Below are 21,660 nucleotides of genomic sequence, written 5' to 3'. Positions count from 1 at the left end.
AATCCTCCCGAAAGATGAAGAAAGAAAAGTTCACTAGTAAGACCAGGATAAAAATTGTCTTAAATTAATGAATGGTCCTTACTTCAACTATTTATTATTTGTAGCTATAATAATGATAAAACGGTTACATGCTTACCTCAATGGTAAGTTAGTGCGATTGGAGGGTAAAATATTGTCTATTTCATCTAAAGAAAATGAAACCAATTATGGTGTGTATGGGTTTCGTTTTTATGACACACTTCCAAATGATGTAGCGAATATCAGGGTAGTTGGTAAGGAAGAAATAAAGTTTGGGGATATCTATAGTTGGAATGGATTAAAACGAAAAGATATTGGTACATATGTGTTTCAATACACACTTTCTGGTTTTGGAATGCTTGAAATAAATGGACGAACTTATTCGGTGAAACCCGGGGAAGCGTTTATGGTAGAGGTGCCAAGTGATCATCGCTACTATTTTCCTCAAGAAAGTGACAAATGGGAATTTATTTTTTTAACACTTGAGGGAAATGAAGCTGCTAAATGTTGGGAATATATTGGAAGACAAAATGGTTCGATCATTAAAGTTCCTCCTGATTCCAAATTAATTGAACTTTTATTCAAAATCTACCAAAATACGAAAGAACAAAAAATGACAGATGCTTATTATGCCTCTTCAAAAGCCTATGAATTTATTATGGAAATCTATCGTTTTGCCAAAAATATTGAAGTAGTTGAGAATTTTTCCACTCAAATTACAAAGGCACTTTCATTTATCCAATTTAATTATCATGAGCCAATCTCCCTTGATGACATAGCTAACGCTGCAGGTTACTCAAGGTTTTACTTTATTAAGCAATTTAAATGTAATCTTAAAATGCCACCGATGCAATATCTTATGAAGATTCGAATACAAAAAGCTGTGGAGCTATTAAGATCAACAAATACTAGTGTTACAGATATTGCACATAAGGTAGGTTTTTCAAATGCCAATTACTTCAACAAAGTATTCAGAAAAACAATCGGTGTTTCGGCTGGAGCTTTTCGAGAGAATAAAGATATTATTGGCATCGATCATTTAATTATAGATAATGCCGCTTCTTATAATCTAAAAAGGTGAGCATGGTTAGAAATAGTCTATAAATATTATTTTTATAAATTGAAAAACGTGATAAGATGAGAGTGCTATAGCTATTTACTGTGGAGTGGGCGGTTGATAGCTCTTGTCTACACATAAATGTAAGCGTTATCTTTATGGAGGGAGGGGGACTTTGTTTTGAAAATGAAAATACCTAAAATTTTTAGAAGATTCTTACTTTCTTATGTTATTATTCTTTTATTTCCACTTATTACCGGGTTCATATCGTACCAAGTATCAATTGATGTCGCAAAGACCAGTTCTATTGATACGAGCAAAATAATTTTAAACAAAAGTAAGGATATTTTAGAGAGCAGAATCATGGAGATTGAAAGGTTTACAAGACAGATTGCTCTAGAGGATTTCAATCAACATTTAACGGCAAGAACAGAGCCTACTCCAATTGATATTTACAGCTTAAGAGAAACATCACGTTTTGTTTCAACATATACTCATTCGAACGATTTTTTAGAGGATTTTTATATTTATTTAAAAAATTATGATGCTGTATTAAAAGAGGGTGCTGTTTTTTTTAGAGTTGACCACTTCTATGAAACTTACCATTATAATGATCTCTCCTTCGCTCAATGGAAAAAAACTATTTTGCATGGGAATTATCAAGGAGAAATACTGCCACTTCGCTCATATACGAGTAACAATAAGGAGCTTTCTGTCATTACATATCTTCAATCTCTTCCTTTTAATAGTTTAAATCAACCATTAGGTACAGCAGTTTTGACAATTGACCAGCGGAAAATAAATATTCTATTAGAAGGAATATCTAAGCAATATGGTGGCTGGGCCTTTATCACTGATAAAGAAGGAAACCCGATAACAATAATGGGAATTAATGAAACCCAGGCTAAAGAAATTGTTAATAAGTATACAAAAGATACAGACTCACTTAATAAAGTAATAGAAAATGAAACAATGTTATTATCTATACAGTCTGATCTTAATGGATGGAACTATGTTGCAGGGATACCTAAAGAAGGATTAATGGAAAAAGCGGAGGCTATCAAACATATAACCATGGTTGTTACATTAAGTACGCTGATTATTGGGATGTTGCTCTGTTTATTTCTTGCTTATCGTGATAGTTCGCCAATTCATAACTTAATAGATGTGGTTAGAGAGCAAATTGGTCCGGATGCTACCAAACATAATAATGAGTTTGACTTTTTACACGGTAATATCTCGAATTTAATCTCTAATAATAAATTATTAAAAAGAGAAATAACGAATCAAAAAGATATATTGAAGGATTCCTTTATAAATAGTTTATTAAGCGGAGAATTTTACGATCAGGAAGGAATGATTGAAAGAGCGGAACAGTTAAATGTACTCTTTAGAGGAGAGTTTGGATATGTTTGTATTTTAAGAATAAATGGTTATGGTGATATGGAGAATAAAGAAATTCATAATGAGTTAAGTGCATCCCGCTTCCTTATTAAACGAACGATTAAGGAGCTAGAACCTTCCATTGTTATGACGGATTTAAATATAGATAAGATTGTTATGATCATAACTGGTAATAGTGAAAATAAAGTGAATGTCTCTGATGAAATAGTACATCTCTTACACGAACTGAGTTCATCGGTAGCTAATTCTTATCGTATCTCAATATCAGCCTATGTAGGGAAATCATTTCAAAATTTTAAGGAAATAAATCGTTCTTATTATGAGGCAAAGCAGGCATTGGATTCCACCTTCTCAGAATTAAGTAAAAGTGAGATACTTTGGTATCAAGATATAGCTAGAGAAACAAGTATGTATTATTATCCAATGGATCTTGAAATTCGACTGATAAATGCGATGAAAACAGGGGAAGTATACGATATCAAACAAATCATGGCACAAATATTTCAAGAGAATTTTAGTAATAGAGAACTATCGCCAAAGATTGTGGAGCAATTATTGGAAGAAATAAAATCCACGCTGATAAAGGGTTGTTACTCTGCTACTTCTCAAGGATGCGGGGATTCGATCAAATTGGTGAACAGAGTTTTACAAATTCATCTAAACCTTGGATTAAATCATGTTTGGAAAGAATTTGAATTGATAGCTGATGAATACTGTAGCATGGTTAATAAAAGAAAAAAAGAATCAAATGATCAGGCTATTAAGTTAATTATTGAGTTTTTAGAAGAACATTATCATGATCCAGACTTATCATTATATCGAATATCGGAAAAGGTAGGGTTTCCTGAGAAATTTGTTTCCCAGCTTTTTAAAGAAAAACTTGGTGAATATGTATCAGATTATATTGAAAAAATACGCATCAATAAGGCTTCAGAGTTACTCCTTGGGACAGATATGACAATAGAAGAGATATCAAGTGAAGTTGGCTATAATTCTGCCCATTCATTTCGAAGAGCTTTCAAGAGGGTCTTACATGTTACACCGAAATCTTATAGACAAGCAGCTCTTGAGGCAAAATGAAAAGGATTCAACTCTACATTTAAATAAGTTTAAATTCTACTTTGAACAAATAGATCATTTCTATTTGTTTTTTTGTTGTTCTTCAAGGTTGGTTGTCTTGTACATTTAAATGTAGACTAAATCAGTGACGTATATGTGCTGTAAAACTTGATTTAACCTTATGAAATATTTAGTACACACAAGATGTACCGATAAAAATCATTTGTACCTTGACGTTTTTATGTATTATTCAAGCAATATTTCAAGTAGTTTTTGTGATGTTACTTGAGTTAGAAAAAAAGGGATGTGAATGATTTATGAGAAGGTAAGAAAAGTCTTTTATTTTGAAGTGGCATTTAGCTTAGAGAGTTTTTGATAATGTTTTTTAGGTATGCGTTATGGTCAATTTATCCTTGATTGTCCTAGTGATATTCAATTGTACCTATGAAGCTGATCAAGCTCATGTTACATTCGTATCAACTTAATAGTTCTCAACTATTGGTAGCGTTTACAAAAAGGATTGGAGGGGTTGAATTGAAAGTCGAGATAGCAAATAAGACTTCACCTAACTCGAGTGTAGTACAGGTTAAGTCAACAATTTTGGCTAATGCCAAAAAGTCAATAAAGAGGCATTGGCAACTTTATCTACTTGTTATTCCACCAGTTTTATATTTTCTTATTTTTAAGTATATCCCAATGCTTAATTCAGTCATTGCTTTTAAAGATTATAGTGTTGTGAAAGGAATATGGGGGAGTGAGTGGGTTGGATTTAAGCACTTTGAGATGTTTTTTAACAATCCACAATTTTGGGTGCTTATAAAAAATACGTTTTATCTTAGTTTGTATGCGCTTGCAGTAGGGTTTCCTATTCCGATCATATTGGCTCTATGTTTAAATGAAATTAAAAATGGCGTATTTAAAAAGACAGTTCAATTAGTCACATATGCACCCTATTTCATTTCAACTGTTATCATTGTTTCCATGTTAACTTTAATGTTTTCTCCTAGGATTGGAATTATAAACCAATTGTTCTCACTATTGAATCTTGAATCAATCGACTTTCTTGGTATGCCTGGCATGTTTAGAGACATCTATGTTTGGTCTGATGTATGGCAGCATGCAGGTTATTCAGCCATTATTTATTTGGCAGCGCTCTCAGGTGTTGATCCTTCCCAATATGAAGCTGCGAGGGTTGATGGGGCGACGAGACTTCAAAAAATCATCTATATTGATATACCGAGCATTATGCCTGTTGCAACGATTATTCTCATTCTCAGTGTGGGGAACATTATGGCACTAGGGTTTGAAAAGGTCTTTTTATTACAAAATCCTCTTAATTTATCTACATCTGAAGTTATTTCAACATATGTTTATAAAATTGGTTTGTTAAATGCCAACTTTAGTTTTGCAACAGCCGTTGGTCTGTTCAATTCAGTGATTAATTTAATCTTACTTGTGGTTGTAAATGCAACTTCAAAGAAAATTTCTAAAAATGGTTTGTGGTAATAAGGGGGGACAAGATGATGTTTGGTCGTAAAAACAAAATAAAAGAATCTGTTGCTGATCGAATTTTTCTAACAGGAGTTTACCTTTTTCTATCCATTTTATTAGTGGCTGTTCTTTATCCACTTATTTATATTGTTAGTGCATCTATAAGCAGTCCTCAAGCAGTTTCATCTGGCAAAGTATGGTTATTTCCTGTTGACCTGTCGTTTAAAGGGTATGAAGTTTTATTTAGTAATGCTCAGATCCTAACAGGTTATATGAATTCTCTATTTTATACTATAGTTGGAACTTTAATTAGTGTGACATTGACGGTGTTGATTGCCTATCCACTCTCGAGAAGAACATTTTTTGGTCGAAATTTTCTGATGTTTTTTATCGTATTCACCATGCTCTTTTATGGCGGATTGATTCCAACTTATCTTGTCGTGCAATCGTTAGGTATGGTTGATACAAGATGGGCACTCTTGATTCCTAACGCTATTGCTGTTTGGCAGGTTATTATTGCACGTACTTTCTTTCAAACTTCCATACCGGATGAATTAGTAGAAGCAAGTGAAATGGATGGTTGTAGTGATTTACGTTTCCTTTGGTCAGTTGTCCTACCATTGGCCAAGCCCATTATAGCCGTTCTTGTTTTAATGTATGCAGTAGGTCAGTGGAACGCATACTTTGATGCCTTAATTTATTTAAAGAATCCAGATCTACATCCTCTCCAGTTGGTCCTTAGAAATATTATTATCTTGAATACAGGGACAGGTGGGATAGAAGCATCTGAAATGATGGAAAGACAGCAGCTAGCTGATTTGATGAAATACTCCTTAATTGTTGCTGCAAGTTTACCTGTTATGCTCATTTATCCATTTGTTCAGCGTCACTTTGTTAAAGGTATGATGATTGGTTCAGTAAAAGGATAATGCATGTTAATTGGTAATGTTGAAAGGGGGAATGTGGAGTAAATATGTGTATTCAGATTTTGAGATTGACTTTCAATTTAATGAAAAGGGGAAGATTAAAATGAAAAAGACGATGCTATACTTTTTATCATTTTTGCTTATTGTCAGTCTTACTTTAGTTGGTTGTAGTTCAAATGAAAAAACAGAAGTGTCTCAGCAAGATGGTGATGGTCCTGTTAAGATTAAGGTTTTTGGACCACAAAATGCTGAAACCGATTTAGAAACAAACTCCTTCACTAAATTTGCTGAAGAGAAATTTAATATTGATTTAGAGTGGCAAGTAACCACTTATGACGGTACTTCTGCAAGTGAAGTAAGAAATATCGCACTAGCGAGTGGTGATTACCCAGAAGTCTTTTTCTTAGTTCCTTGGGTTGATCAGTTTTCTCAAACAGACTTGTTACGTTATGGAAAACAAGGTGTAGTACTTCCATTAAATGATTTAATAGATGAGTATGCTCCAAATATAAAAAAGGTGTTAGAAAATCATCCTTATTATGCATCTATGGTAACAGCTCCTGACGGAAATATTTATGGATTGCCACATTTAAATGAATGTTTCCATTGTTCATATGGAAACAAACTTTGGATGAATACGGATTGGCTTGAAAAGTTAGATTTGGATATGCCAACAACAATTGAAGAATTTAAAGATGTCTTAACAGCGTTTAAAACTCAAGATCCAAACGGAAATGGAAAACAGGATGAAGTTCCAATGAGTGGTTCTCCAGCACTAATTGAATCGTCTATTATTCCATATTTAATGAACGGTTTTATATATGATGATTCCCGATCAAGGTTGCTTTTGGAAAATGGAAAGGTTGATTTAGCTGCAAATAAAGAAGAATGGAAGGAAGGATTAACCTATATAAAGTCCTTATATGAAGAAGGGTTAATTGATAAAGGTGCCTTTTCACAGAATATTGAAGCACACCAAAAATTAGGTAATAATGCAGAAATTCAAATTGTTGGAGCATCAACTGCGATGCACCCAGGAGTGTTTGTAACAGATGAAGAGTATTCTAAAGATTACGATGCATTGGCTCCACTGAAAGGACCAAACTTTGAATATGCAACTTACAACTTCCCAAGCACTCCTGGAGGTGCATTTGTTATAACAAATAAGGCAAGTGAGGAAGCGCAGATTGCTGCTATTAAGCTAGTAGACTATATGTTTACAGAGGAAGGGCTGATTCGCAGTTACTATGGGGAAAAGGATAAAAGCTGGAGGGAACCTAAAGAAGGAGAAGTAGCGATTGAGGAAAGTGCTGAACCTATACTTGCACAAATTCAGCTTGAAGAAGGTGAAGAACCACGTAATGATAATTGGACATCAATGGTGCAATTTTATCATTCAAGAGAACATAGAGATGGGCTAGTCCAAGCAACTGATATTTATACAGCAGAAGGATATGAGCGCAGATTGCAGGAAGCAACACATTTATATGAAGGGAAAGAGCCTTCTGAGGTTTTCCCACATTGGGCCATTTGGATTGACCCAGCTGTAGCAGATGAAGCTGCGATGATTCAGACAAATATTATGGATTATATTGAGCAGAATTCTCTTCAGTTTATTACAGGCACAAAAGATTTAGATAAAGAATGGGATTCATACGTGAAAGGATTTGAACAATTAAATCTAAAACGTTATCTAGAAATTATGCAAGAAGCTTATGACACTTCTAGTTTATAGAAGTTCTGATTTATTTAACTGAACAATTGAATAAAAAGCCGATGAAGGTCTCTTCATCGGTTCTAATTTTTATGATTATTTATAAAAAATATTTTGAGATATACAAATAGAAGGTATTAAATGACGTGTGATACTTAGGTAAGTTCCTTGTATCAATGCAATGTGAAGATTACCTTTTTTGGGAGGGCATATGAAATATAGAAAACTTGGAAAGACAGGGCTAGACGTTCCTGTTCTTAGTTATGGTGCTTCGTCTTTAGGTTCTGTGTTTAGAGATATTGATGAGGATGAGGGAATGAAAACGGTTCATACAGCAGTAGAATTTGGAATGAATTTAATTGATGTTTCACCCTATTATGGGTTAACGAAGGCAGAAACTGTACTTGGAAAAGCACTGAAGGATATTCCGAGAGAGAAGTTCATTCTTTCCACAAAAGCGGGAAGATATGGAGAGCATGAATTTGATTTTTCAAAGAATAGAATAATGACAAGTGTAGAAGAAAGTCTAAAAAGGTTATCGACGGAATATGTAGATATTTTGCTTTTGCATGACATCGAATTTGGTTCTTATGAACAGATCATAGAGGAGTCAATCCCTGCCCTCAAACAACTAAAAAAGGAAGGGAAAATTCGATTTTTTGGTGTTTCGGGTTTACCGTTAGCCATATTTGAAAAAGTACTTAACGAAACCGATCTTGATGTCATCCTTTCCTATTGTCATTATTCATTAAATGACAATTCTTTATTAGATATACTTCCTCTTTTAGAAAAAAATCAGGTCGGCTTGATGAACGCATCCCCACTATCGATGGGACTACTTAGCAATCGATCGGTACCGGAATGGCATCCGGCATCACAAGAAATAAAAGATGTATGTAGCAAAGCAGCTCAATTTTGTAAACAACATGGCGTAGACATTTCAAAGCTTGCTATTCAATACTCGGTAGCGAATGAAAAAGTACCAACAACTTTAGTGAGTACAGCAAGTGTTGAAAATGTTAAAAAGAATATCGAATGGGCAAATAATCCAATTGATACAGACTTTATAAAAGAGATTCTTGCTATTCTCGAACCAATCCACAATAAGACATGGTCTAGTGGAAGAAGTGAGGATTGGTAATCCTTTTTTCAGTCCATTCTGGGAGGATATAAAATGAAAGCTATTGTTTGTGAAAATCCAAACGACCTAAAGATGATCGAAATGGCAAAGCCTACTTTAAAAAAAGGAGAGGCGTTGGTAGCTATTAAGCGAATTGGAATATGTGGGACAGATATCCATGCGTATAAAGGAAATCAGCCATTTTTTACGTATCCCCGAATTTTAGGTCATGAATTGTCAGGGATCATTGAAGAAGTTGAAAAAAATGATGGTGGTTTAAAAAAAGGTGATCATGTTGCGGTTATCCCATATAGGCATTGCGGAGAATGTGTTGCATGTGCAGCAGGGAAAACGAACTGCTGTACAGATTTAAATGTTATCGGTGTTCATATAGATGGAGGAATGTGTGAAACATTATCAGTACCGGTGTCTCACTTGATAAAGATAGATGGAATTTCACTTGATGAAGCTGCAATGTTAGAGCCAATGTCGATCGGTGCCCATGCTGTTAGGCGATCATTTTTAAAAGAAGGTGACAATGTCTTAGTCATCGGTGCGGGACCAATAGGTCTCGGAGTTATGGCGTTTGCTAAATATAGAGGAGCTCGTGTCATCGCAATGGATATAAATGAAGAACGGCTTGCTTTTTGCCAAAACTGGGCGAATGTCGATGAAACAGTATGCGTAACAAATGAACCACTCCAAAAAATCCAAGACATGACAAATGGTGACCTACCAAATATTGTATTTGATGCAACAGGAAATATCCAATCTATGAATCAGTCATTTCAATACGCAGCACATGGAGGAACAATCGTGTTTGTTGGATTAGTAAAGGGTGACATCATGTTTCATGACCCTGACTTTCATAAGAAAGAGCTAACATTAATGGGAAGTCGGAATGCAACAAAGGAAGATTTTCAAGAAGTAATCGAAGCTGTAAAATCATCAAGCATGATCTTGAAGGACTTAATTACACATCGCTGTTCATTTAATGAAATAGCGCAAGAATTCAAGCATTTGCTAGCTCCTGAGGCAAAAGTAATAAAGGCAGTAATTGAGTATGAATAATAGGAATAAGTGAGGGATCTTTTGATTGATGAAAATTGACGCACATCACCATTTTTGGCGCTATAATGACAAGGAATTTGGCTGGATAGATGACGATATGTCTGAATTAAAAAGAGACTTTTTACCTGAAGATTTGAAGACACGTTTAACATCTATTCATTTTGATGGCACGATCGTTGTTCAAGCTAGACAAAGCTTAGAAGAGACAAAATGGCTTTTAGAATTAGCCCAAAAATTTGATTTTATCAAAGGTGTTGTAGGGTGGGTGGACCTTTGTTCACCTGATGTAACAAAACAGTTAAATCAATTTGCGAACAACTCCTATTTAAGAGGCATTCGTCATGTGATCCATGATGAAGCTGATGATCAATTTATGCTAAGCGAAGAATTTCAACGAGGCATCAGTGTGCTAAAAGATTTTAGCTTAACATATGATCTTTTGCTTTTTCCAAAGCATATTCCTTATGCTCTCCAACTTGTAGAAAAATTTCCGGAACAGTTATTTGTTTTAGATCATATCGGTAAACCAGATATTAAGAATAAAGAGATTTCATTTTGGAAGGAAAATCTTACAAAACTTGCAGAATACAAAAATGTTTATGTGAAAGTATCTGGAATGGTTACAGAGGCAGATTGGAAGAATTGGAGAAAAGAAGATTTTAAAGTCTATCTTGATCGTGTATTTCATGCATTTGGACCCGAAAGAGTCATGATTGGATCTGATTGGCCTGTATGCACAGTAAGCGAATCCTATGAAGCAGTTATGGGCATTGTATTAGACTATGTGAAACAATACGCTTCTGATTACGAGAATCAAATATTAGGTGAAAACTGTTCTCGATTTTATTCATTAAAATAATAAGGGGGAAACCAGTTTTGGAAAATAATATGATTGTATTTAATAAGCCTGCAAAAACATGGAATGAGGCATTGCCTATTGGGAATGGTCGATTAGGTGCCATGGTATTTGGCAAAACTTCAGTAGAACAAATTCAGTTAAATGAAGAGTCAATCTGGTATGGAGGATTCAGAGATAGAAACAATCCTGATGCATTGGAAAATCTTCCTAAAATTAGAGGATTACTTCAGGAAGGAAGATTAAGTGAAGCTGAAAAATTAGCAAAATATGCTTTATCGGGAACACCTGAAACACAAAGACATTATATGACGCTAGGTGATTTGTTTCTTCATTTTGGTCATGAAGGGATCGAAGAATATACAAGGAAGCTAGATTTAGAAAAAGCGATGGTATCGGTTGATTACTCTTTGAATCAAACCAGCTATAACAGAGAAATTTTCTCCAGCTACCCTGATCAAATAACAGTGATTCGTGTTACATCAAGTGAAAAAGGTTCGATTTCATTTACTGCTAGGCTTTCCAGAGAACAGAATCGATATGTTGAGAGTTTATCTTCAAAAAGAAATAATAGTATAGTCATGAAAGGGAATTGTGGGGGGAACGGTGGATCTGATTATTCTGTTGTGCTATCTGCCTTTCCAGAGGGAGGAACGGTAGAAACGATTGGAGAGCACCTAATTGTAAGTGAGGCAGATACAGTCTTATTATTCTTAGCAGCTGCATCGACCTTTCGGCATGCTAATCCAGAAGAAGAATGCTTTAAAAAGATTGATCAAGCAGCTATGAAATCTTATGAACAATTGAAGCAACGTCATATTGAGGATTATTCAGCTTATTTTAAACGAATGGATATTAGTTTGACTGATGAATTAAGTGAAGAAATCCTCCAATTGCCAATAGATGAAAGACTCAACCGGGTCAAAAACGGTTTAGAAGATCATAAGTTGATTGAGTTATATTTTCAGTTTGGACGTTATTTACTTATTTCCAGTAGTAGGCCTGGTACACTCCCGGCAAACTTACAGGGAATTTGGAACGACCAAATGAGACCACCTTGGGATAGTAAATATACAACAAATATTAATGTGCAAATGAACTATTGGCCTGCTGAGGTATGTAATCTATCAGAATGTCATGAACCATTATTTGACTTAATTGAACGAATGCGTGTAAATGGTAGACATACAGCAAAGGTTATGTATGGATGCAGAGGATTTGTAGCACACCATAATACTGATATTTGGGGGGATACGGCTCCACAGGATATTTACCCTCCATCAACCTACTGGCAAACGGGTGCAGCATGGCTTTGCCTACATTTATGGGAACATTATCAATTTACATATGACAAAGATTTTCTTGATAAAAGCTATGAGACTATGAAAGAGTCAGCAGATTTCTTTTTAGACTTTTTAGTAGAAACGGAAGAAGGATATCTGGTTACAAGCCCGTCTGTTTCACCGGAAAATACCTATATTCTTCCTAATGGTCAAAAAGGAACATTGTGTATTGGACCATCAATGGATAGCCAAATCTTGAGTGAATTATTTCTTGCATGTATTGAGGCAAGTGAAATTCTTGAGAAGGACGAAGCGTTTAGAGAACAATTGACTGAGATTTTAAAGCGCTTACCAGAAACGAAAATAGGTAAATATGGACAAATCCAGGAATGGATGGAGGATTATGAGGAGGCAGAACTGGGCCATCGACATATATCACATTTATTTGCCCTCCATCCAGGGAAACAAATTACCGTTTCTCATACCCCAGAGCTTGCACGTGCAGCCAGAACAACTTTAGAAAGAAGGCTTGCAAATGGCGGGGGTCACACGGGATGGAGTCGTGCTTGGATTATAAACATGTGGGCAAGACTTTGGGACGGAGAGCTTGCCTATACAAATATCATAGAAATGCTGAAGCACTCGACCCTTCCGAACCTTTTAGACAACCATCCACCTTTTCAAATCGATGGGAATTTTGGAGGTACTGCCGGAATTGCTGAAATGCTTTTACAAAGCCATAATGGAACACTACAGTTCCTACCTGCCCTCCCTGAAAAGTGGAACAAAGGCTTTATTAAGGGCATAAAAGCGCGAGGCGGATTTGAAGCAGATTTGTATTGGGAGAATGGTTCAATAGAAAAGGCAGTCATTCATTCCTTAAGTGGAAATGAATGCAAACTAAACTTGAAAGGTACATATACGTTAACTGATACAAATGGTAAAAATGTTAATGGGTTACATGAAGCTGACGGACTAATTTGCTTTGCTACGGAAAGAGATGGTTCATATACTCTGAACGTTAAACAATAGATCCCTTTAAAGAAGTAATGGAAGCGGAAACAATACTTGTTTAAGAGTTTCGAAGGTATGAGTGGGGAGTTCCTTCCTTTATGAAAAAAGAGTAAAGTAGGTTTCTTCGGTTTTATAAATGTAGTAGATGCTAAAGATGTTGGAGTGATAGTTGATGATCGAAAATTTAAAAGAGTTTCAACAAGGATCAATAAAGTTAATTGATAGCCCCTTTTTGGATCGTTTTCATTTGAATGCTTCATATCTTAAAAGTTTAACAACGGAAAACTTACTACGAAATTTTTATCTTCAAGCGGGTTTATGGAGTTACAGTGGAAGTGCTAGTACTTCCTTTGATAGTGAAGATGAAGAAAAAGGACCAGAAACATGGCATTGGGGTTGGGAGTCACCAACATGTGAGCTGCGCGGTCACTTCTTAGGACATTGGCTTTCAGCTTCAGCTTATGTTTATGGACAAACGGGTGATCAAGAGCTTAGAGCGAAAACGTTATTTATCGTTCAGGAGCTTGCAAGATGTCAGCAAGCAAACGGCGGAGAATGGGTAGCGGCAATTCCGGAGAGTTATATGGAGAGGATATTGGAAGGGCGACAAGTATGGGCGCCACATTATACCATCCATAAAATATTTATGGGATTACATGATGTGTACAGAATGATGAAAATAGATGAGGCCTTACACATATCAGACCGTTTCTCAAAATGGTTTTATCATTGGACTACATTTTTCACAAGAGAAAAACTGGATAAGATTTTAGATTATGAAACAGGAGGAATGCTTGAAGCATGGGTGGATTTATATGATCTTACTGGTAAGCCTGAACATCTTGAATTAATCAAAAGGTACGATCGCCCAAGTTTTTTTGATGCACTTATTGAAGGTAAGGATGTTCTTACAAATAAACATGCAAATACGCAAGTAGCGGAAATATTAGGAGCTGCTCGTGCTTGGGAGGTAACTGGAGAAATACGCTGGCGTAACATTGTTGAGGCTTTTTGGGAGGAGGCAGTGGTGAAGAGGGGAACATATTGTACAGGTGGAGTGTCTTGTGGTGAAGTGTGGACACCCCCTCAAAACCTAACTGCAAGATTAGGCTTAGCACAGGAACATTGCGTTATTTACAATATGATGCGACTTTCCCAATTTTTGTTCCGTTGGACTGGAGACGTAAAGTATGCTGACTTCTGGGAAAAGAATTTATTTAATGGAATCATGTCGCAACAGAACAAGAAAACAGGGATGGTTTCATATTTTTTAGATATGGGACCTGGAAGCAAGAAGAATTGGGGAAGTCCAACGAAGCATTTTTGGTGTTGTCACGGAACACTTGTTCAAGCACAAGCATCTTATGATCAATGTATCTTTCATAGGCAAGTAAATGGAATAACGATCAGCCAATTTATTCCTTCACGAACTAGTTTTAAGTATGGAGAAACAAATGTAAAACTAGAATTACGTAATAGAACTCAAGATGGAGCTGGTCCTATTCGAACTTTTCATAAAAGTGGGCTTGAGCAAATTCAATTTGTGCATGTACCACAAATTCCAAGTGATCGACCTGATCGCTATTTGCATGCTCTTCATATAGAGTGCGATACACAAGTTGAATTTGAGATGAAAATTCGTATTCCTTGGTGGGTGAAAAGAGAACCCACTGTGAAAATTAATGGAGAAGAAGTAGAGTATATGATCGAATCTTCATTTATTCTTTTGAAAAGAATATGGAAACATGATCAGGTAACATTGGAATTTCCAAAACAACTTTCTGTCTCTTCACTGCTTGGTTCACAAAATATGGTAGCGTTAATGGATGGACCACTTGTTTTAGCAGGTCTAGTTGAAGAGGAGAGGGAAATTGTAGGAGATTATCATAAACCAGATACTTTCTTAGCTTCTCATAACGAAAGACACCATAGTTTTTGGAATGATGGAACATATAAAACTAAAAATCAGTCCACAAACTTTAAATTTATTCCGCTAGTTGATGTGACAGATGAAAAGTATACACTTTATTTTCCAATTCGAAAATCGTAATCTTTTTCATGAATTGAGAGGAAGGGAAGAAAGGAAATTGCAGTCGGATAATCGTGTTCCAGCCTGCTGTCTGAAGGCTTAAGAGAAAAAACTGATAGATTAGGAGTATATGAAAATGTTAAAAGGCATACCAAAAATAATTTCCCCTGAACTATTAAAGATATTAATGGAAATGGGACATGGAGATGAAATTCTACTTGCTGATGGAAACTTCCCTTCAGCAAGTCATAATAGTAAGGTGATCCGCTATGATGGGAGTAGAACAACAGAGATACTAGAATCAATTTTGAAATTGTTTCCAATTGATACATATACAAAACACCCCATCACTCTAATGGAGGTCGTTAAAGGAGATCCTGTTAAAACACCAATTTGGGAGGAGTATAAAACGATCGTAGCCACACAAACCTCAATAGACATTCCCTTCGAATACGTAGAGAGATTTTCTTTTTACGAAAGAGCAAAAAATGCCTATGCCATAATAGCAACTGGTGAAAAAGCTCTTTATGCAAACATTATTCTAAAAAAAGGTGTTATCTCCGAATAAATTTTGCTTAGACGTTAGAGGAGGAAAGATGATGACTGATAATAAATATACTAATTATTTAAATGAAATTGATCGAGTGATTAAAGAGGGAAAATTTGAGGACAATTGGGAGTCACTTTCGAAGTACGAGTTAGCAAAGTGGTACCGTGATGCGAAATTTGGCATTTTTATTCACTGGGGAGTTTATTCAGTTCCCGCTTTTGGAAGTGAATGGTATTCAAGAAATATGTATATTCAGGGGTCAAAAGAATTTGAACATCACGTTAAAACTTACGGTCATCATAAGGAATTTGGCTATAAAGATTTTATCCCGCTGTTTAAAGCAGAACGCTTTGATCCAGATGAATGGGCAGACCTTTTTAAAGAAGCCGGAGCCCGGTACGTAATGCCTGTTGCAGAACATCACGATGGGTTTCAAATGTATAAGAGTAATTACTCTCATTTCAATGCTTCGGAAATGGGACCTAAACGAGATATCCTCGGGGAATTAGGTTATGCATTAGAAAAAAGAGACATTCCACTATGTGCTTCCTCCCATCGAATTGAACATTGGTTTTTTATGAGCCATGGCAAAGAATTCGATAGTGACATTAAAGAACCACTTTCGAGGGGAGATTTTTATTGGGCGGCTATGCCGGAACCTAATCATCAAGACTTATTTAGCCCTTCTCCTTCAAAGGAATTTCTTGAGGATTGGTTGGTACGCACTTGTGAAATAGTCGATCGTTATCGTCCAAAAATCATGTATTTTGATTGGTGGATACAGCATCATTCAGTAAAACCATATCTTAAAAAATTCGCTGCATATTACTATAATCGTGCCGATGAATGGGGCATGGAAGTTGCTATTAACTATAAACATGATGCCTTTATGTTTGGCAGTGCAGTAGTAGATATAGAAAGAGGGCAGTTTTCAGAACAGAAGCCCTATTTTTGGCAAACGGATACGTCTGTAGCCAAAAACTCATGGTGCTATACAGAAAATAATGATTATAAATCTGCCAATGAGATTATATGTAACCTTGTTGATATCGTGAGTAAAAATGGTAGTTTATTATTGAACATTGGACCAAAAGCAGATGGAACGATACCTGATGAAGATAAATCTATATTGTTCGAGATTGGAAATTGGCTAAAAGTGAATGGTGAAGCCATTTATGATAGTAAAGTGTGGAGGAAGTCTGGTGAGGGACCTACAGAAATTCAAGAGGGACAGTTTACAGACAGTAAATCTAAAGAATTTACTTCAGAAGATATACGCTTTACTGTAAAGGGCTCTTATCTTTACGCAACAGTGCTAAAGTATCCGCAAGATGGAAAAATAAATATCCAGTCTCTCGCAGAAAAAGATGCATCAAAACTACCTCATTTTCATGGCATAATTAAAGACATTTCTATTCTAGGATTTGATGAAAAACCAAGTTGGAAACGGACAGAAGAGGGTCTGGAGATTACTACAGACCACGTTAGTAGTAATAAGCCTGTTGTATTCAAGCTATTGGTCGATTAGTTTTGGCCTTGTAATAGTGAAAGTATGAGTACCGGGGAACTAGACTTATTTTTTGCAGTAAGAATGAATTCTTCGTAAAAGTTGTTGTTTTATCAACATTTACGGAGATTTTTTATTTTAAAAAAACGCCTTTTCCTCACTAAGTCCTAATTCAAAAGATCTAAAAATACAATATCATACTTTTTTCCTTTTTTCCTTAATATAGGAAAATTCCACTTAAAAATACAGTAATATGAAATCATTGTTATTTTTGTGACAGGAAGGAGAGAGGAAATGAAGAGGCTTTTAATGGGGATAGCGATGCTTTCGATCATGCTATCAGCTTGTTCTTCAGATGAAGTTCAACCGGCACAAACAGATGTTGAACCAAAGAAAACCGAAAAAGAAAATGAGAATGGAAAAGAAAAAACATATTCACCTAAGGAAGCAAACTATTATGAAATGGAAGGAATTGATCGGGAGTTAACCGACATAGAAAAGGAAATGCTGCGACACCCAGGAATTTTTAGTGGTGAACAATATGATGAGGAGAAAGTAAAGGAAGCACTTGACCAATTACCTGATAATCTCACAGAAGAGCAGTATATGGAGGAGCTCTTATATTTATTTGCTGAGGATTATCATGAAGAAATGCAGACACTGCTTCAATTTGATTCGAGTGTGGAGGTAGCGATTAATCGTCCGGATGAAACAGTGGATACTCCTACTTTAAAAACAGCTCACTATGCTATTTTAATAGATGCAAGTGGAAGTATGGCAGCAAAAGCAGGAAGTAAAACGAGAATGGATGCGGCAAAGGATGCGGTTATGGAATTTGCGAAACAAGTACCAGAGAATGCAACTATTTCGTTACGTGTATACGGTCATAAAGGATCAAATAGTGATGCTGATAAAAAAATATCTTGTAGTAGTACTGAAAATTTATATAATGAAAGTTTTGATGAAAAAACATTCCAACAAGCATTGGGTAAGGTAAAGCCTGTTGGGTGGACACCTATTGCTCTTGGTTTGCAAGCTGTAAAGGACGATATCCCTGAAAATACAGATAATGTTGTTATATACGTTGTGAGTGATGGAATTGAAACTTGTGATGGTGAACCTGTCAAAGAAGCTGAGAATTTAGTTTCAGCAGATATTCAAACAGTTGTGAATATTATTGGGTTTGATGTCGACAATGAAGGCCAAACTCTTTTAAAGGAAGTAGCAAACGCGGGTAATGGTGAGTTTACATATGTAAATTCAGAGAAGGAATTAAATGAATATATGCGAGCTCAATATGAAGAAATTCAACAACAATGGACTAATTGGAAAGAAGCTGGAAAAGAACAAGCATTCAATTTAAAGGAAGAAAAAACGGAGCTTGCTCAAAATACAAAAGAAAGCATGAAAGAAAAAAGCAATCGTGAGAAAGAGCGCATGAAGGAAGCACAAGCATACTTGAAGGAGAGATTTGATGATTATGATCACCCAGCATCAAAAATGTTTTCTGCAATAATAGATTACGAAAATAAAAAATGGCGTTATTCAGTCGATACGGGGAATCAGCTTTATAGAGAAAGTGTTGATAGTGGTAATCAGGAATACCGTGAATATGTGGACGAAGGAAATGAAAAAATTAATAAAGCCATTGAGAAGAAGAATGGGAATTAAGATAGTAGTTTAAGAGGTTGATACATAAAAATTTTTGATCAAGGTTGTTTACACTAATAAATTAACCTTTTGGGCAAATAATATATAAAAAAATTCCATCATCCTCCGACTAATGTGGTCACTAATTAGGTTCCATTAGTCGGGGGATTTTTTATTTGAAAGAATGTAGCCTTTCCTTTTTATATTCCCTTGGTGAGACACCATAACGCTTACGGAAATGTATAGCGAAATAGTTATAGTTTTGATATCCAACCTCATAGGCAATCTCGGAGGCGGATCGATCTGTATGTTCGAGCAAAAGAGCAGCTTGATTTAGTCTCATTTGTTTCAATGTATCAAGAATTGATTGTCCGACATTTTCTTTAAATAAATGAGAAAGTCTTGAAGGAGATAAGTTTACACTTTTTGCTAATTTATTAATGCTAATAGAATCCTTCATTTGTTTGGAAAGGATATGAAGAACCTCTTCAATACGTGAATCCAACACTTGCTCTTGTCTTTGGGCAATTAATAATAGAATTTCTTTTAGAGAAAGTTCACATAACTCATACCAATACTTCTGTCTCTCCCGATAATCTTGAATAAGCTTTTCAAAGGATTGATTAATCCTATTGCGGATATATTCGTTTTCTATTGTAAGATTTACAAGGCTTTTATCTGATAGATAGTTGGTTTCAAAGAGTTCAGGAGAAAAGTGGGCCCAGAAAAAGTGCCATGTTTTCCCCCTGCTTGTTCCGTATTGGTGGGGAACAGTTGGCCTTAATATTGTTACATCCCCTTGAGTGCATATTATATGTTCATCACCTGTCTTAAAATAACCTTCGCCATCTAGGGTGAAGGTAATCAACCAATCGTTCATTCCGGCTTGCCTTTTCGTTTGATATGTATCCTTTACTAGAAAATGACCGGCAATGAGTACATGGGATTCAGGGTAAGCTACATATTCTGATGGTAAATCTATATCAGCCATGCATATTCCTCCTTGTGATTTATGTAACACCTTTGATCCTTTCAATATATCACACTGGTTCTTTTAAAGAATAGCAGGATTGTTATAGTTTTTAGTTGTATCATTACTTCAACAAGAAGAAAAAAATATTTACACTTGTTGATATAGAAACAAATTAATGATGATAAAGGAGATGGGAGTAGTGGCAACAAAGTTAAAGGCGATTACACCTGAACAAAGAGAACAGTTTGACCAAGCAGGCTATTTAATTGTGAAAGAAGTATTTACGAAAGAAGAAATGAAAGAGCTTGACGAAAATTTTATAAAAATGAGTAATGCTGTCATTCCTGGTTGTTTTGAGCCTGAAATAGACCAATTATTATTAGATGGGCAAGAGGATCCGTTAAAACGATATCCCAGAATGATGCATCCACACCGTGTTAATGATGTTGCAATGAGATATATGTTACATCCAAAAGTAATGAAGATACTAAATGATTTATTTGGCGAAGAGGCGTTGGCCGCTCAAAGTATGTTTTACTTCAAACCCCCTCGAGCGCGCGGGCAGGCTCTCCATCAAGATAACTTTTATTTGAAAGTAGAACCAGGGACTTGTATTGCAGCATGGACTGCGGTTGATCGTGCTGATCAAGAAAATGGTACATTACTCGTCGTGCCGAAAACGAATAACGATGATATTTATTGTCCCGAAAAAGCAGATGCGAAGGAATCTTTTACAACTCACTATGTAAAAGTTCCAAAAGGCTTAAAAGCTGAACCAGCTATATTAGATCCAGGGGATGTATTGTTTTTTAATGGAAATTTGATTCATGGTTCCTATCGTAATAAAACGAAGGATCGATTTAGAAAATCATTTATTTGCCATTATGCGGGTGAGTCGACGACAAAGATTGGAAGTTTTTATAGCCCATTATTTAGAGAGAATGGAAGTAAGGTAGAACCAGATACAAATCAGGATTCAGGTCCATGTGGAGAAGTATTTGATGCTGAATACCCTCATTAATGGGTGATGATAGAACAATAGAAATAAAGAGATTGGAGATGAAAAGGTGAAAATTGATATCCAACAGTCTTGGTGGGCTATGAATGGACTAGGAAATGGTCACAGAGAATGGACGATGGAGGAAAAGTTTGAAAAAATAGCTGAAGCAGGCTTTACGGGTATCATGGGTGAGCTTCCAAAAGAAAATGAAAAGGTGAAATGGAGACGCTTACTTGATGAATACCAATTTAGCTTCGGAATCCATTCCTTTCCATCTAGAAGAGAAGATCTTCAGCAGTTACTAGTAGAAGCAAACGAATTTGGAGTCCAATACGTGAGTTCCCAAGTAATGGATGATTTTATTATTGGTGAAGAAGCAGTTCAGTTATTAAAAAATCTTGTAGAAGAGGCAAAAAAGGCAAATATCCCATATTTTGTGGAAACTCATAGGGGGAGGATTACCCAGGATTTAATTCGAACAGTGAACTATGTAAATGAAATTCCTGATCTACGTTTAACAATCGATTTATCACATTATGTAGTGGCTGGAGAAGGATGTCATTCTGCTAAAGCAGAAGAATGTTTTGATAGTTTATTAAAAAGAACGTCCTCGATCCATGCACGTGTATCAAATGGGCATCAAATACAAATCGACATTGGATCAGATGGCAGCCATCCAATAACAGAGCGTTTTGTTAAATGGTGGGAGAAAGGAATGTCATACTGGTTGCAGGAAGCAAAACAAGGAGATGTTCTTCCGCTTGTCTGTGAGCTTGGACCTCCAGATTACTCAATAACAAAACAAACATCCTCTGATTCGAAAGAAATATCAGATCGTTGGGAACAGTCGATTGTGTTTAAGCGTATTTTGGAAGGAGTATGGGAAAGGGTAATTCAAAGGCACTTAACTGGTACAAAGTAAGCATCTTACGTATTAA

At 35.7% G+C, this 21,660-nt stretch carries 16 protein-coding genes; 15 read left to right on the top strand and 1 reads right to left on the bottom strand.

The window, feature by feature from the left end; all coding sequences use genetic code 11:
• Positions 1–172: 172 nt before the first annotated feature.
• The 13 genes from LC095_RS05510 (at position 173) to LC095_RS05450 (ending at position 18,770) form a co-directional block, all read left to right on the top strand.
• A complete protein-coding gene (locus LC095_RS05510; protein ID WP_226527206.1) occupies positions 173–1,099 on the top strand; it encodes an AraC family transcriptional regulator in 927 nt (308 codons plus the stop codon).
• 162 nt (positions 1,100–1,261) lie between these two features.
• The gene (locus LC095_RS05505; RefSeq protein ID WP_226527350.1) at positions 1,262–3,559 is read left to right on the top strand and encodes a helix-turn-helix domain-containing protein; all 2,298 of its coding nucleotides are present in this window, start codon (positions 1,262–1,264) and stop codon (positions 3,557–3,559) included.
• A gap of 513 nt (positions 3,560–4,072) precedes the next feature.
• On the top strand, positions 4,073–5,044 hold the full coding sequence (locus tag LC095_RS05500; protein ID WP_413467457.1) for an ABC transporter permease: 972 nt from the start codon (positions 4,073–4,075) through the stop codon (positions 5,042–5,044).
• Between the two features lie 17 nt (positions 5,045–5,061).
• Complete coding sequence (locus tag LC095_RS05495; protein ID WP_226527205.1) at positions 5,062–5,958, top strand: carbohydrate ABC transporter permease; 897 nt, start codon at positions 5,062–5,064, stop codon at positions 5,956–5,958.
• 100 nt (positions 5,959–6,058) lie between these two features.
• Positions 6,059–7,690: an ABC transporter substrate-binding protein gene (locus tag LC095_RS05490; protein WP_226527204.1), complete on the top strand. Its 1,632-nt coding sequence runs from the start codon at positions 6,059–6,061 to the stop codon at positions 7,688–7,690.
• Positions 7,691–7,880: 190 nt separating this feature from the next.
• Positions 7,881–8,810: an aldo/keto reductase gene (locus LC095_RS05485; protein ID WP_226527203.1), complete on the top strand. Its 930-nt coding sequence runs from the start codon at positions 7,881–7,883 to the stop codon at positions 8,808–8,810.
• A 33-nt stretch (positions 8,811–8,843) separates the two neighbouring features.
• Positions 8,844–9,860 carry a zinc-binding alcohol dehydrogenase family protein gene (locus LC095_RS05480; protein WP_226527202.1) on the top strand — a complete coding sequence of 339 codons (1,017 nt, stop codon included), beginning with the start codon at positions 8,844–8,846 and terminating at the stop codon, positions 9,858–9,860.
• 28 nt (positions 9,861–9,888) lie between these two features.
• A complete protein-coding gene (locus LC095_RS05475; RefSeq protein ID WP_226527201.1) occupies positions 9,889–10,719 on the top strand; it encodes an amidohydrolase family protein in 831 nt (276 codons plus the stop codon).
• A gap of 17 nt (positions 10,720–10,736) precedes the next feature.
• Positions 10,737–13,031 carry a glycoside hydrolase family 95 protein gene (locus tag LC095_RS05470; protein WP_319005764.1) on the top strand — a complete coding sequence of 765 codons (2,295 nt, stop codon included), beginning with the start codon at positions 10,737–10,739 and terminating at the stop codon, positions 13,029–13,031.
• Between the two features lie 154 nt (positions 13,032–13,185).
• Entirely contained in the window at positions 13,186–15,063 is a 1,878-nt protein-coding gene (locus LC095_RS05465) for a beta-L-arabinofuranosidase domain-containing protein (protein WP_226527200.1), read from the top strand.
• Between the two features lie 115 nt (positions 15,064–15,178).
• On the top strand, positions 15,179–15,610 hold the full coding sequence (locus tag LC095_RS05460; protein ID WP_226527199.1) for an RbsD/FucU family protein: 432 nt from the start codon (positions 15,179–15,181) through the stop codon (positions 15,608–15,610).
• 31 nt (positions 15,611–15,641) lie between these two features.
• Complete coding sequence (locus LC095_RS05455; RefSeq protein ID WP_226527198.1) at positions 15,642–17,120, top strand: alpha-L-fucosidase; 1,479 nt, start codon at positions 15,642–15,644, stop codon at positions 17,118–17,120.
• Between the two features lie 273 nt (positions 17,121–17,393).
• Positions 17,394–18,770: a vWA domain-containing protein gene (locus LC095_RS05450; protein WP_226527197.1), complete on the top strand. Its 1,377-nt coding sequence runs from the start codon at positions 17,394–17,396 to the stop codon at positions 18,768–18,770.
• A 151-nt stretch (positions 18,771–18,921) separates the two neighbouring features.
• On the opposite strand, the gene LC095_RS05445 is transcribed toward LC095_RS05450, so the two are convergent.
• On the bottom strand, positions 18,922–19,740 hold the full coding sequence (locus tag LC095_RS05445; protein ID WP_226527196.1) for a helix-turn-helix domain-containing protein: 819 nt from the start codon (positions 19,738–19,740) through the stop codon (positions 18,922–18,924).
• A gap of 181 nt (positions 19,741–19,921) precedes the next feature.
• Between LC095_RS05445 and LC095_RS05440 the strand changes: the two genes are divergently transcribed.
• Complete coding sequence (locus LC095_RS05440; RefSeq protein ID WP_226527195.1) at positions 19,922–20,743, top strand: phytanoyl-CoA dioxygenase family protein; 822 nt, start codon at positions 19,922–19,924, stop codon at positions 20,741–20,743.
• Between the two features lie 46 nt (positions 20,744–20,789).
• Complete coding sequence (locus LC095_RS05435; RefSeq protein ID WP_226527194.1) at positions 20,790–21,644, top strand: sugar phosphate isomerase/epimerase family protein; 855 nt, start codon at positions 20,790–20,792, stop codon at positions 21,642–21,644.
• The last annotated feature ends 16 nt before the right edge of the window (positions 21,645–21,660 follow it).

Origin of the sequence: Metabacillus niabensis (genome assembly GCF_020524345.1) — a bacterium.
GTDB lineage: Bacteria > Bacillota > Bacilli > Bacillales > Bacillaceae > Metabacillus > Metabacillus niabensis_B.
The sequence above is the reverse complement of the archived record's forward strand: the minus strand, read 5'-3'. Positions and strand labels throughout refer to the sequence as shown.